This is a genomic window from Pararobbsia alpina (assembly GCF_965118125.1).
Taxonomy (GTDB): Bacteria; Pseudomonadota; Gammaproteobacteria; order Burkholderiales; family Burkholderiaceae; genus Pararobbsia; species Pararobbsia alpina_A.
Map to the genome: position 1 here is coordinate 2,730,588 of NZ_OZ221287.1, position 13,885 is coordinate 2,744,472.

The following is a 13,885-nucleotide window of genomic DNA, read 5'->3' on the forward strand; positions in this document are numbered from 1 at the left end:
GCGCTCACGTCGACTCCGCTCGGGCCGCCTCTCGCTCGGCCGTGGTCTGCGCTACTTTGTCACGAATATATTCGGGTGCGGCCAATGCCGGCGCAATGGCGTCGCCGCGACGCCACGCGCGCAGACCCAGCGCCGCGACCGCGGCGGCATGCGGCAGCGCTTCGCCATCGATCGTTCGCGCATGGGCCGCAGCACTCAGGCGCTCGCCGAATGCGGCGTAAGCGTTGCCTGCCAGTGTGAAAGGCGCGTCAGGCGTGGTGATCGAAGCCGGACTCGACAGCGCGGGCGCCGACACGGTGGCCCATTCGTCGCCATCCCACGCGTAGATCGCCCAATAGGCCTCATCCATGCGCGCGTCCATCGCGACGAGCACGCGCTCGACGCTTGAATCCCGCGTGCGAGCTGCTTCGGCGCACGCCATCAGCGTGCTGACCGGCACAACCGGCAATGATGCGCCAAACGCCAGGCCCTGCGCCGCCCCAGTGGCCGTACGCAGGCCGGTGAACGATCCCGGCCCGGCCCCAAATGCGATCGCCACGCAGTCCCGCAGTCCGATACCCGCCTCGGCCAGCACTTCGGCGACCGCAGGCAGAAGACGGGCACTCGAAACAGACCCGGTTTTTTCGTGGCGGATGTGGAGATCGGCAAACGTCTTCGCGTCACGCTCCGGCGCGACACCAAGGGCCACGGAGCAAAATTCGGTCGACGTATCGAGGGCAAGCAAGCTGGTGCGGTTCATGGCCGCTATTGTAATGCGCGAACCGATTGAAAACGGTGGGTAGGCACACGCGCGAGGCAACACCGCGTCAGTCGTATCGGGGATCGCCTGAGTCCATCATTGCCGGCCCCGGCTGGCTCAAACCGGGTTCCGCCGCCGAACGCATCTGGCCCAACCCACGGTTCCGTGAAGGAGCGTCGACTCGGTTGGCCTCGCCGGGCCAGCGCGTTTGGAGGTGTTGCTCCACGCCAGCGCGGAATCGGCTTGCTACCATCGTCGCCAGTCTTTTCGATCTCCTTACCCAGACTCACGGATCCCAGATGAGCGACCTCCAGAATCAGTTCGAACAAGCGCAAACCGACGTCACGCAGCTCAGCGAGCGCCCGGGCAATCTCACGCTGCTGCGTCTTTACGCGCTGTTCAAGCAAGCCACCGAGGGCGATGCCAACGGCGACAAGCCGGGCATGACCGACATCGTCGGCCGCTACAAGCACGACGCCTGGGCCGCGCTCAAGGGCACGACGCAGGACACCGCCAAGACGCAGTACGTCGAACTGGTGGAGTCGCTGAAGGCCGGCGCGGAGTAACGAGCGCGCAAATCATCGCCGCATCTGCCGTTGGACGGCCCGCGAATCTCGCGGGCCGCCTTGTCATTTCAGCAGTTTCAACCACGATCGCCCGGAAAATAAACCAAACGGTCGATGGCGCGACGCAGCAAACCACGATACAATGCGGCCATCGCGTCGATGACGACCTGCCCACCAGGGGCGATGACGTCCGACGTTACATCGCGTTTTGCTCCAATCCTTAGAAACTGTCCCTTCCTGCCCCAGCGTGGTTCGCACTTGTGCGGCCTGACCCGTCCACTTGGACAAGTTCGCTGGCGACGGTCTTTGCGGTTATCCGCGCCGTTTTGCATCCGTTACAGGTTCTAGATCGTCTCCGCGAGGCTTTTGCCAGGTCGCGGGGGTGCCCGTCCGTCGACGATTTGCACGTCAAATCGAGCGACCGGGTGTCGATTGGCGCCGACGCTCTTTTGCGCTAGTCGCTGATCTACCCTGGAAGCTGTTTGATGACTCAGAATCACTCCCCCCTCAATTCGATCGCTGCAACCGTGTTTGGCGACGGTGAAGACACCGGTGCCGTTGCAGCAGTCGAAGCGGTCGCTGTCCCCACGAGCGGTCCGACATTCGCCGACCTCGGCCTGTCGCCCGAAATCGTGACGGCACTGACCGCGACGGGATACACCGCGCCGACGAACGTTCAGGCGCGCGCCATTCCGGCCGCGCTGGCCGGTCGCGACCTGCTCGTTTCGAGCCCCACAGGTTCGGGCAAGACCGCTGCATTCATGCTGCCGGCCATCGAGCGTTTTGCGGACAACCAACGTAACGGCGTGAAGCGTCCGGGCCAGGCGCCCGCACAAAGTGCCGGCACGTTCGCCGACGGCCGTCCGCGCCGTCCGGCTCCGCAACCCGCACGTCCGGGCCTGCTCGTTCTGACGCCGACGCGTGAACTCGCGATGCAGGTCACCACGGCTGCTGCGACGTATGGCAAGCATCTGCGCCGTCTGCGCTGCGTCAGCATTCTCGGCGGTGTGCCGTATCGCCAGCAGCTCGAACTGCTGTCGAAGAACCCCGAGATTCTCGTTGCGACGCCGGGTCGCCTGCTCGACCACCTCGAGCGCGGCAAGATCGACCTCTCGCACCTGCAGATGCTCGTGCTCGACGAAGCCGACCGCATGCTCGACATGGGCTTTGTGGACGACATCGAAGCGATCGTGGCGCAAACGCCGGCCGACCGCCAGACGATGCTGTTCTCGGCAACGCTCGACGGCAAGATCGGTTCGCTGACCGAGCGCCTGCTGCGCAATCCGGAACGCATCGAAATCACGCGCGCCATCGGCACGCCGACGAACATCACGCAATCGATCCACTGGGTCGACGACCGTGCGCACAAGGATCGTCTGCTCGAGCACCTCTTGTCGGACCAAGGTCTGGATCAAGCGATCGTGTTCACGGCAACGAAGAGCGAAGCGGATCAACTGGCCGGCCGTCTGTCGGACGCAGGTTTCGCATCGGCTGCACTGCACGGCGATCTGCCCCAGGGCGCCCGTAACCGCACGCTGCGCGCACTGCGCGAGCGCAAGGTTCGTGTGCTCGTGGCAACCGACGTGGCTGCTCGCGGTATCGACGTGCCGGGCATCACGCACGTGTTCAACTACGATCTGCCGAAGTTCGCCGAAGACTACGTTCACCGTATCGGCCGTACCGGTCGCGCAGGCCGTAGCGGCACGGCAGTGAGCCTCGTGCATCACGCCGAATTCCAGGCAGTGAAGCGCATCGAGCGTTTCACGCGTCAACCGCTGCCGGTCAACGTCGTCGCAGGCTTCGAGCCGCGCCGCGCTCCGCCGGCAGGTAACGGTGGTCGTCCGGGCGGCCGTCCGGGTGGTGGTCGTCCGGGTGCAGGCGGTCGTCCTGGCTACGGCGGCAAGCCCCGCTCGAACTCGAGCGCCGGCCCGCGCCGTCATGGCAGCGGTGGCGGCAACGGTGGCAACCGCGGTGGTTACTCGCGACAAGGCTAAGGATCGGTCGAGGGTTTTACTCTCGGCTTGTCTGTCTGACCGCACTGAACAGGACGTACCGGCATAGCTGATTTTCGAATCTGCACCGTGTGTCCGACATAAAAATGGCGCCCTCGTGGCGCCATTTTTGTTTGGTGCACGAGTTTGTCCAAGCCTCACCCTCCCCGTCATACCGCCGTTTTTTTCGCCCTCTCAACCCACTCTTTGCGCGCGCTTTCCTGTCATCGGCAATTTTTCACAATGCGGAAAGATCTTTTGGTTCACAAAAAATACTGCTGCGTGGCACAACAACGCGTGTTGCGCGATAGAAAAGCACTCCCCACATCGTGAAATGAACGTCGCATCACCATGATTTAACAAAGAAAATTAAATCGTTGCGATTGCTCATTGAGGTGATCCCAAGTCAGTTCACACGCCTAGACTCTTATACAAGAGTTCGCGCTTTGAACGACGCGACTGGAGACAAACCCAACTTCACCTGATCAAGGAGAGCAAGATGACCCGCCAACAAGACGCACAGCGCTTGCAGCAGCAGTGGAACGAAGACCCCCGCTGGAAGGGAATCAAGCGCGGCTATAGCGCAGACGATGTGGTTCGGCTGCGTGGTTCCGTCCAGATCGAACACACCCTGGCCAAACGCGGAGCCGAACGGCTTTGGCGCCTGCTTAACGACGAGCCGTTCACGAACGCACTCGGCGCATTGACCGGCAACCAGGCGATGCAGCAGGTGAAGGCGGGCTTGAAGGCGATCTATCTGTCGGGCTGGCAAGTCGCAGGCGACGCCAACCTGGCCGGCGAAATGTATCCGGACCAGTCACTGTATCCGGCCAACTCGGTGCCGCTCGTCGTCAAGAAGATCAACAACACCTTCACGCGTGCCGACCAGATCCAGTGGCAAGAAGGCAAGAACCCGGGCGATGAAGGCTATCTTGACTACTTCGCCCCGATCGTTGCCGACGCCGAAGCCGGCTTTGGTGGCGTGCTCAACGCGTTCGAACTGATGAAGGGCATGATCGAAGCAGGCGCCGCCGGCGTGCACTTCGAAGATCAGCTCGCTTCGGTCAAGAAGTGCGGCCACATGGGCGGCAAGGTGCTCGTGCCGACGCGCGAACAAGTGGCGAAGCTCACCGCGGCACGTCTTGCAGCCGACGTCTCGGGCACGCCGACCCTGGTCATCGCACGGACCGACGCGGAAGCGGCCGATCTGATCACGTCGGACATCGACGAAAACGACCAGCCGTTCCTCACGGGCGAACGCACGATCGAAGGTTTCTATCGCACGCGTCCGGGTTTGCAACAAGCGATCTCGCGTGGTCTTGCCTATGCGCCGTATGCGGATCTGATCTGGTGCGAAACCGGCAAGCCGGACCTCGAATATGCGAAGAGCTTCGCCGAAGCGATTCATCGCGAGTTCCCGGGCAAGATGCTCGCGTACAACTGCTCGCCGTCGTTCAACTGGAAGAAGAACCTCGACGACGCAACGATCGCGAAGTTCCAGAAGGAACTCGGTGCGATGGGCTACAAGTTCCAGTTCATCACGCTGGCGGGCTTCCACAGCCTCAACTACTCGATGTTCAACCTCGCGCACGGTTATGCACGCAACCAGATGAGCGCGTTCGTCGAACTGCAGCAAGCCGAATTCGCCGCCGCGGAAAAGGGCTTCACCGCCGTCAAGCATCAACGCGAAGTTGGCACGGGCTACTTCGATGCGGTCACGCAAACGGTCGAACGCGACGCATCGACGACCGCCCTTCACGGATCGACGGAAAACGAACAGTTCTTCGAGAAGAAGGCACCGATCAAGCAAGTGGCTTGAGTTCGAGTTGAGGCGATCAGCCGATTCTTGTCGACGTATCTGAGCAGTACCGCCCTACGCGCTGCAAAGCCGCTTGGGGCGTGTGAGACACATGACAGCGACAGCCAGGCGTTCGCGCGATCCGCGAGCGCCTGTCTGAAACGCTCATAGAAACACATCAGGCAGAGCCTGGGAGGAGACATCGCGCGGCACGCCGACATCGTGTGAGCTGCGACGACGTTTAGTGCATCAGGGAGGATGACGACGCTCGCGACACGGGTGCGTCATACGCCGGAGCCCGCCGAAGTCGCGGCGCCCGGATGGAAGAAGGCCATGTCCGTTATCCCGGACATGGCCTTTTTGCTTGTTGATTCGTTGTGACTTCCGAAGTGTTATCGAAAGTCACACACAGGACATTTCGCCACTATCCAGCGGACTCCACCTTAACCGCACGTTCCTTGCGCGCCGCACGCGACTTCGGTTCGCGATACACGATGACCGGGATCTGCGAATGCGAGAGCACGCGCTGCGTTTCACTGCCGATCAGCAGGCCACTCAACCCACGACGACCGTGCGAGGCCATGAAAATCAGGTCGCACTCGTACTTCTGCGCGGTCTCGATGATGCCTTGATACGGTGTGGGATGAATCGACACGATGGCGGTACACGGCACACCCGCAGCCTCACAAGCGACCTCGATACTGCGCAGATGCTCACGAGCTTCGTTCTCCGCGCGCTCCTGATACTCGGCAGGCGGCTCGACAACAACTTCGGAAAATGGCGTGTAGGGGTATGGCGGCAGGCAGGCGTACGCCGTGACGCGCGCTGAGAGTGCGCGCGCAAGGTCGATGCCACCGTCGATGGCAAGCTGCGACAGATGAGAACCATCCGTCGGGATCAGAATATGCCTGAACATTCGCCCTCCTCGACGCGCAATGACGCGCGCCTCTTTGCAGCATAGGTGCTGCGAGGGCAAGTGCAATCCGATCTATTGCGTATTGAACGCGTATTCGACGCGTGTCGGACGTGTGCCGATCTGTGCATGATGGATACACGCACGTTCGATTCACGTTCGGAAATTCGGGGGTGTCGTCAGGAAAAAGATTCCCCACACCCAGGCGATGAAGGCAGTGCGACATGCCGCAAACGGCTGCGCTTCATCGCAACATTACTTGCAAGGGCAACAGTCCCTGCAAGCGATACAGCGGGTATTACAGACCGAGCAAGCGCGTAGCTTGAGCGTTGCGGCGGCGTTCTGCTTCGCGTTGGCGGGCTTCGAACGAGTAGTCCGAATCCATCGGCAGGTGCGGGCCGTCAAAACCTTCACGGACCGACTTCAGGTACGAAACGATAGCTTGATAAATAACGAGAATTTGCATTTTGTGGCTCCGGCGATCTAGGGTTTTCCCTTAACTTGAGATGCATTATAAGGGTTTTCCCTGCGCTGTCTAGTGCGACGCAACATTTAGTGGAGTTTCACTACATGCGTCGCCGCGAAGCAACGGCAATATTGACGCAATGACATTGTCATATTGGCGAGCATAGTGCGCACGCAATTGCCCGGAAGCCCTTTCCTGTTGGGGTTTCAGGACGTATCGAGTTCGCTTGCGGAATGAATTACCGGATCCGGAACGTATTCTCACGCGATCGAAATGACGCGTTGTCATCGGCTTTCATAAGCATGTTGCTTTACTACGGTCGCCACCCGTTGCCGCGTCTTCAATCCCAATACGCCGCCTGCTGATACGTGTCCCGCAGCAAATCAACGAACAGCCGCACCCGCAACGGCAGATGCCGCCGCTCCGGAAACACCGCATGAATGATGATCGGCGGCGCCGCAAACGCATCGAGCACCGTGACGAGGCGCCCTGCCGTCACATCACTACCGACCTCCCACCATGACCGCCAGGCAAGTCCGTGCCCGGCAATACACCACTCGCGCAGCACTGCACCGTCGGAACACTCCATCGCGCCCGACACCTTGATTGCCGTCGTTTCGCCATTCACCGAAAACGTCCAACCACGCTGCTGATTCGAGCTGGATCCAAGCACCAGACAACGATGCGAAGCGAGTCCCTCGAGCGACAACGGCGTGCCGTGCTTCGCGAGATAGTCAGGCGAAGCGACGCACACGCGCCGGTTCTCACCGAGCCGCAATGAAACCAGGCTCGAATCCGCCAGCGCCCCGAGCCGCACGGCACAGTCAAACCCTTCATTGACCAGATCGACGATCCGATCACTGAGATCCAGCGACACCGTCACATCCGGATGCGCATCCACAAACGCCGGCAACAACGGCGCAACATGCCGCCGCCCGAACCCCGCCGGTGCCGAGATCCGCAAATGCCCCGTCGCCTTGACCCCGCCTGTCGACACACTCGCTTCGGCCCGATGCATTTCATTGAGGATGCGCTGGCAATCCTCGAGGAACGCGGTGCCTTCGAACGTCAGCGTGATCCGCCGCGTCGTGCGGATCATGAGCTTGACCCCGAGTCTTTCCTCTAAAGCGTCAATCCGCCGCCCAACTATTGCAGGTGCCACACCCTCCGCCTGCGCCGCCGCGGAAAGGCTGCCCCGCGCGGCGACCGCCGCAAACGTCTCGATCTGTTTAAAACGATCCACGCTCGATTACCTATAAAAATGTCACGGATCAAATAACCAATTCGTACATTCTTAACCCAAAACATCATCAATACAATCGATGCATCTATCCATGACAGCAAGGACCGCAGATGGCACTCGACCTCCCGCAAGGCATGACGATCACCGCGCCGATCAAGCCCGAACATGAATCGATCCTGACACCCGACGCACTCGCGCTCGTCGCAAAGCTGCATCGGCAATTCGAAGGTCGCCGCCGCGAATTGCTCGCCGCTCGCGTCCAGCGCGCGAAGCGTCTTGATGCAGGCGAACGGCCTGACTTCCTTGCCGAAACGAAGACCATCCGCGAAGGCGACTGGACCATTGCCCCGCTGCCCGAAGCGCTGCGTCGACGACGCGTCGAGATCACCGGTCCCGCTGAACGCAAGATGATCATCAACGCGTTGAACTCGGGCGCCGACTCGTACATGACCGACTTCGAAGACTCGAACGCGCCGAACTGGCACAACCAGCTCGATGGCCAGATCCATCTGCGCGCGGCCGTGCGTCGTGAACTCGCGTTCGAACAGAACGGCAAGTCGTATGCGCTCAACGACACGATCGCGACGCTGCAAGTGCGCCCGCGCGGTTGGCATCTCGATGAGAAGCATGTGCTCGTCGACGGACAGCGTGTGTCAGGCGGCCTGTTCGACTTCGCTCTCTTCCTGTTTCATAACGCCGAGGAACAACTTGCGCGCGGTGCCGGCCCGTACTTCTATCTGCCGAAGATGGAGAGCCATCTCGAGGCGCGCCTGTGGAACGACGCCTTTATCGCAGCCCAGGAATCGGTCGGTGTGCCACGCGGCACGATCCGCGCGACCGTGCTGATCGAAACCATCGTTGCGGCATTCGAGATGGACGAGATCCTCTATGAACTGCGCGAGCACAGCGCCGGCCTCAACGCAGGCCGTTGGGACTACATCTTCTCGGCGATCAAGAAGTTCAAGGTCGATCGTGAGTTCTGCCTCGCCGATCGCAGCCAGATCACGATGACCGTGCCGTTTATGCGCGCGTATGCGTTGCTGTTGCTCAAGACTTGCCATCGTCGCCAGGCACCGGCGATCGGCGGCATGAGCGCGCTGATTCCGATCAAGAACGATCCGGTCGCGAACGAAAAGGCGCTGTCCGGCGTGCGTAGCGACAAGGCGCGTGATGCAGGCGATGGGTACGACGGTGGCTGGGTTGCCCACCCGGGACTTGTGTCGGTCGCGATGGAAGAATGGGTCAAGGTGCTCGGCGATCGGCCGAATCAGATCGATCGCCAACGTGATGACGTGCAAGTTGGCGCGGCCGATCTGATGGCGTTCGCTCCCGAGCAACCGATCACGGAAACGGGCCTGCGCAACAATATTAACGTCGGCATCCACTATCTCGGTTCGTGGCTCGCGGGCAATGGTTGCGTGCCGATCCACAACCTGATGGAAGACGCGGCGACCGCCGAGATCTCGCGTTCGCAGGTGTGGCAATGGGTGCGTTCGCCCAAGGGCGTGACCGTCGATGGCCGCAAAATCGACGCGGCGTGGGTGCGTGCGCTGATTCCGGAGGAGCTTGCGAAGGTCAAGGCTTCGGTCGGCGGTGGGGCTCAGCCGACGTATGAGCGCGCCGCGCAGATCTTCGAACAGATGTGCACGTCGGAGGACTTCGTGGAGTTTCTGACGTTGCCGCTGTATGAAGAGCTGGAAGAAGCGGAGCTTGATGCGGTTTGATTGAAGCTGAATGAAGTTGAAGGTCGGCCGCGTGAGCGCGGTCGACTCAAAACAAAATGGGTGACCTGCGTTCAAGGTCACCCATTTCTCTTTTTACGCTGCGAGATCCCTTCTCGCCCGCGCATGACTGACCCAGTCACCGCCGTCGATGCGAGGCAATCCGTGGGCACTCGTGGCACGAATCGGGTAGTACAGGCACGAGACCTCGCGCCCGTCGACCTCGATCTCGCACGACTCGCGCATAAACAGGCATTCCTTGCCCGGCACGATCTCTTCGATATCGTCGAGGACAGGCAGCAAGGCCGGAACGATCTCATAGACCTCGCCGAGAACCGGCTCGGCCGACTCGTCACGCACCAGCCCCGGATACGCGCCGAAGTCATGCAAGGAACCGCGCAGAAACGACTCGCCGACGAGCCGCGGCATCTCGATACCGTGTCGCGCCGCGGCACGGTGAATGTCGTTCGACTCGCCCGCGCGCAGCGTGCCATAGACGAAAACGGTCAGCAGTTCGCCCATCGACGGGTCCTTTCAGCAGATAAAACGGACAGAGAGATCGCGCGGCATTCCGGGCCGGATTTCGGGTGCCGGATCCTGGATGCCAACGCGGGCCGCATTTTATCCCCCATGAGCGAAACGCGTACCCACGAAAAGCGCGCACAACCGGGGATGTTGCCGTGCGGAGACAGCGTGTAGAGTGCAGTCATGGACGCCGCAACTTTTACCCCTCATTTCGATATCCCCGAGCAATACGCCCCGGACGCCGTGCACCCCGTCCGAGTGCGTAGCCGGCCGATGGGCGTCGCTACCGTATTCGGGTTTCACCAGCATCCATGGGCGCAGGTGGCTTATACCTCCGAAGGCGTCATGCGCATCGAGGTCGACGACACGACCTGGATCGTGCCGCCCTCCCGGGCGATCTGGATTCCGGCGTACGTCGTACACAACGCGCAAGTCATCGAGCCCGCGTACCTCCGCACGCTGTATGTGGACGTTTCGGTGATTCCGCCCAATTTGTCCGAATGCCGGGTCATTGAAGTTTCGCCGTTGCTGCGAGAACTCATCGTCGCGCTCGACGTCGACGACGATACGCTGTCGGCATCGCGCGAACAGTCGATCGTTCAGCTGATCCTCGACGAAATCGTGCGATCGGAATCGCTACCGCTCGGCGTGCCGCTGCCTGCGGACAAACGTCTGCGCGCTTTATGCGAAGCGATCATCGCCAACCCGAAAGCCGGCGACTCGCTCGAGCAACTCGCGCTCGACGTCGGAGCGAGCGTGCGCACGATTTCTCGTTTGTTTCGCAATGAACTCGGCAGCAGTTTTTCTGAATGGCGCCAACAAGCGGTACTCGCGCATGCGATTCCGTTGTTGAGCCAGGGCCAATCGTTATCGCAAGTCGCGAGCGAACTCGGATACACGAGTCAGAGTGCTTTTACAGCGATGTTTCGGCGCGCATTCGGTAAAAGCCCTCGCGAATTTTTTAAGGAAACCGCCTGATGCGTTCGACCAAAGCCATTCATGCCGTCGAGCGGCTCAAGAAGCGAACCGCGAATGACGGCTTTGCCGCCGTGAGTCTGCCCGGTGGGTTGTTCTACCTTATTGATCGAGCGGATACGCAGGGTGCGAAGTTGAGTCCGCCTTTGCCGCTCGAAGAGTTTGTCGTGTTCGTCGATGCGGTCTCGCCTGCGAAACCACGTAAAACGAGCAAGCTCGATCTCGCGTTCGAAGAGCAGATCCGTCGAAGCAAGGGGCATGGTGACGCGTAAGGCGCGTTAGACGAATTAGACGAGTTAGACGCGCAAAAGAAAAACGCCTTGTGAGCGCGTGGCTCGCAAGGCGTTTCCGATGCCGGGGATCTCGATATTGGCAAGTCGGTTACACGCTACCCGAAACGCCTTCACGGGGCGTTCTTCCCGTGGCGCTGTCCGCGTCTCCCGATGCCAGTGAGCGCCGCTTCGAGTTTCGCTCGCGCGGGTGCTCAGGCTTGCCGCGCGAAACTACCCGTTGCTTAGAACTTCGTCCGAATCCCCACTCGAGCCGACACCTGATTGTTCGTCGACGACGGCTGACCCGGGAAGCCCGTGTAGATCGAAGCCGGCAACGGCTGCCCCGTCAACGGATCCGACGAGTACGCGCGCTGCCAGACACCCTGGAAGTACACGTCCGTGCGCTTGGACAGCGAGTAATCGGCCATGAAATTGACCTGGCCGTACTTCGGCACCGCATCGCCATACACAGCGTCCTGATGCACGCGCGTGTAGGTGTAGCCGGCGGCGAGCGTGGCAGCCGGCGTCAGCTGGTATTGCCCCCACAGTTCATAGTTGTCGAACCGCGCGGTCGCGCCGCCGATCGTGTCGTCGTAGCGCGAATTCGTGTAGTCCGCACCGAGCAACGCCGGGCCGAACTGATACGTGCCGCCACCACCGATCACCTGCATATTCGACGGCGACGTGGCCGTATTGCCGAGCAGGCCAAAGAACGGATCGCCGCCAAACGACGACCAGTTGCCGTCGTTGAACTGCGCGACCGGGTTCTTCGCGTACAGATACGCGACGCCAAGATAAACCGGGCCGTTGGAGTAGCTCGCGCCCGCCGTGACCGTGCTGTCCTGACCGAAGCTGCCGGCGACTCCGCCGAACGCATACATGCCGCCGAACTGCAGACCGGAGATACTCGGGCTCGTGTACTTGACCGCGTTATCGACGCGGAAGCCGTTGTCGCTGTTATCGATATCGCCCGCATGGGAGAACATCGCGCCCCAGTAGCCGTTCATCGTCGTCGGCTGAACAAAGTCGACGACCGAATCGTACTGGCGACCGAATGTCACCGTGCCCCAGTTTGCCGCGCTCAGGCCGATATAGGCCTGACGGCCGAACAAACGGGAATGTTGGAGGCTGCTGCCGCTATTGAGGTCGAAGCCGCTTTCGAGCTGGAAGATCGTCTTGAGTCCGCCGCCGAGATCTTCGCTGCCTTTAAGGCCCCAGCGACTGCCTTGAACGACGCCGCTTTGCATGGCCCAAAGTGTGTGGCCCTGTCCGTCGGAGCCGACCACATTGTTCACATACGTCACACCTTCATCGAGCACGCCGTACAGCGTCACGCTATTTTGCGCATACGCTGAGCCAGCGGCGGCGGCGAGCCCGATCGCTAGCGCAAGGAGCGACTTTTTCATGAAACCAACCTCCAAGTTATTCTGTTTTTCGCCATGCTCGCGCAGCCGCATTTCAACGCGCGATCGAGCGCACGCCTGATTGGTCTGACTGCTGCCTACCCGTCCTGCCTCGGTTCAACCCGGCTACCCCGAAAACGTCCGAGTTGCACCCGCCACCGTCAGGCCCTTTTAAGTGCGGACCCTCCCCTACGACGCGAGCATGTCCATCGGCCGAAATGACACGCGGTTTACAGGTTGAAAACCGGTCGCCGTCGCGTGTTACCGACCTCTGGTGAACTGAATCGTAGGAGGCCTGATGAGCAGTAAGGATTAGGGTAAATACTAATTTCTTCGCTAAACGCGCATCGACGAACCGCGTGAGTACGAATGAACGCGCACTGTTTTCGGCAAGGCCCTGCCAGAAGCCCGTCTGGCAAGGTGCAACCGGTTAAGACACGCCCGTGGCGCATGTTTTTTGAGGCGTTTTGCTCGGGAGGGGTTGGGATTGGAGTGTTGCTTGGCGGGGACAGGGGTGGGCGTGACGGTTTGGTGATGGGATTTGCTCGTCGATGGAAGCGGCCGCCTCTGGCGCGCCGCGTCCTTTCCCGTCATCGACGCGCAAACAAAGGTGCGCGCAAGAATGGCATTGCTCGTAGCTCGGGATTCAGCCCGCCCTTCGCTATCTATCGTCGCCTTGAAACTGGCACTTGATGGTGAAAATGCTCAGTCTCCATTCGGAACAAACCTGCCGATCGCGCTCACTGCTACTTCGTCACCACGCGATCGCTATCGGTTACGCTTTCCAAAATAAAATCCAACAATCAATCCGATAATTCCCGAATAAAGCGACCAATAAGTTTTTAGATGCTCCGTGTACTCCGCGGTCGGCTTCCCCGTTAAAACGGGCGCGATAACAACCAAAGAACTCGTAAAAACAAAACACCCGACAACCATCAAACTCATGATTGACGTAACCTTTTCCGTAGTCATGGCAAAATCACCCCTTCTCGATTGACGTTTTTATGATTCGCTGTAGCCTTTCGAATTGCGGTTGCGCGACACCATACTCCTCGGCGTCCTGCCACGGCCAATAGCCATTGGGCCTTTCTTGATGCACGGCTTGCAAGCTCACTCGCGTCTTCGAATCACCGGACAACCTCTGCACTAGGATTGTTACCTTAAGATCACTTTCCCAATGCGAACCAAATGGCCAAATACCCTCGTAACGCCCCGAAAACAATAGGTCTGTACTTAACTCAGTATCGGATATCTGCGACACGACGAGCGACAG

The 13,885-nt window shown here is 60.4% G+C and carries 11 protein-coding genes and 1 pseudogene; 6 read left to right on the forward strand and 6 right to left on the reverse strand.

Annotation, left to right across the window (positions count from 1 at the left end):
* Nucleotides 1-4: 4 nt before the first annotated feature.
* The gene (gene tsaB / locus ACMFWR_RS11835) at nucleotides 5-748 is read right to left on the reverse strand and encodes a tRNA (adenosine(37)-N6)-threonylcarbamoyltransferase complex dimerization subunit type 1 TsaB (protein WP_413194870.1); all 744 of its coding nucleotides are present in this window, start codon (nucleotides 746-748) and stop codon (nucleotides 5-7) included.
* Between the two features lie 290 nt (nucleotides 749-1,038).
* On the opposite strand from tsaB, the gene ACMFWR_RS11840 reads away from it, so the two are divergent.
* The 3 genes from ACMFWR_RS11840 (at nucleotide 1,039) to aceA (ending at nucleotide 5,115) form a co-directional block, all read left to right on the forward strand.
* Complete coding sequence (locus ACMFWR_RS11840) at nucleotides 1,039-1,305, forward strand: acyl-CoA-binding protein (RefSeq protein WP_413191856.1); 267 nt, start codon at nucleotides 1,039-1,041, stop codon at nucleotides 1,303-1,305.
* A 485-nt stretch (nucleotides 1,306-1,790) separates the two neighbouring features.
* The gene (locus tag ACMFWR_RS11845; protein ID WP_413191857.1) at nucleotides 1,791-3,299 is read left to right on the forward strand and encodes a DEAD/DEAH box helicase; all 1,509 of its coding nucleotides are present in this window, start codon (nucleotides 1,791-1,793) and stop codon (nucleotides 3,297-3,299) included.
* A gap of 496 nt (nucleotides 3,300-3,795) precedes the next feature.
* A complete protein-coding gene (gene aceA / locus ACMFWR_RS11850) occupies nucleotides 3,796-5,115 on the forward strand; it encodes an isocitrate lyase (RefSeq protein WP_413191858.1) in 1,320 nt (439 codons plus the stop codon).
* A gap of 463 nt (nucleotides 5,116-5,578) precedes the next feature.
* On the opposite strand, the pseudogene ACMFWR_RS11855 reads toward aceA, so the two are convergent.
* The 3 genes and pseudogenes from ACMFWR_RS11855 to ACMFWR_RS11865 form a co-directional block, all read right to left on the reverse strand.
* Nucleotides 5,579-6,010: pseudogene (locus tag ACMFWR_RS11855) on the reverse strand (universal stress protein); the annotation flags it as partial.
* 295 nt (nucleotides 6,011-6,305) lie between these two features.
* Nucleotides 6,306-6,473: a hypothetical protein gene (locus tag ACMFWR_RS11860; protein ID WP_413191859.1), complete on the reverse strand. Its 168-nt coding sequence runs from the start codon at nucleotides 6,471-6,473 to the stop codon at nucleotides 6,306-6,308.
* 340 nt (nucleotides 6,474-6,813) lie between these two features.
* The gene (locus ACMFWR_RS11865; protein WP_413191860.1) at nucleotides 6,814-7,716 is read right to left on the reverse strand and encodes a LysR family transcriptional regulator; all 903 of its coding nucleotides are present in this window, start codon (nucleotides 7,714-7,716) and stop codon (nucleotides 6,814-6,816) included.
* 110 nt (nucleotides 7,717-7,826) lie between these two features.
* On the opposite strand from ACMFWR_RS11865, the gene aceB reads away from it, so the two are divergent.
* The gene (aceB, locus tag ACMFWR_RS11870) at nucleotides 7,827-9,440 is read left to right on the forward strand and encodes a malate synthase A (protein WP_413191861.1); all 1,614 of its coding nucleotides are present in this window, start codon (nucleotides 7,827-7,829) and stop codon (nucleotides 9,438-9,440) included.
* Nucleotides 9,441-9,533: 93 nt separating this feature from the next.
* On the opposite strand, the gene ACMFWR_RS11875 is transcribed toward aceB, so the two are convergent.
* On the reverse strand, nucleotides 9,534-9,950 hold the full coding sequence (locus ACMFWR_RS11875) for a gamma-glutamylcyclotransferase (protein ID WP_413194871.1): 417 nt from the start codon (nucleotides 9,948-9,950) through the stop codon (nucleotides 9,534-9,536).
* A 195-nt stretch (nucleotides 9,951-10,145) separates the two neighbouring features.
* Here ACMFWR_RS11875 and ACMFWR_RS11880 point away from each other — a divergent pair, with 195 nt between their 5' ends.
* The gene (locus tag ACMFWR_RS11880) at nucleotides 10,146-10,940 is read left to right on the forward strand and encodes an AraC family transcriptional regulator (protein WP_413191862.1); all 795 of its coding nucleotides are present in this window, start codon (nucleotides 10,146-10,148) and stop codon (nucleotides 10,938-10,940) included.
* Complete coding sequence (locus tag ACMFWR_RS11885) at nucleotides 10,940-11,209, forward strand: hypothetical protein (RefSeq protein ID WP_413191863.1); 270 nt, start codon at nucleotides 10,940-10,942, stop codon at nucleotides 11,207-11,209. Before ACMFWR_RS11880 ends, ACMFWR_RS11885 begins: the two co-directional genes overlap by 1 nt.
* 242 nt (nucleotides 11,210-11,451) lie before the next feature.
* On the opposite strand, the gene ACMFWR_RS11890 is transcribed toward ACMFWR_RS11885, so the two are convergent.
* Nucleotides 11,452-12,615 (reverse strand): porin, encoded by a 1,164-nt coding sequence (locus tag ACMFWR_RS11890; RefSeq protein ID WP_413191864.1) that lies wholly within the window; start codon nucleotides 12,613-12,615, stop codon nucleotides 11,452-11,454.
* Nucleotides 12,616-13,885: the final 1,270 nt, after the last annotated feature.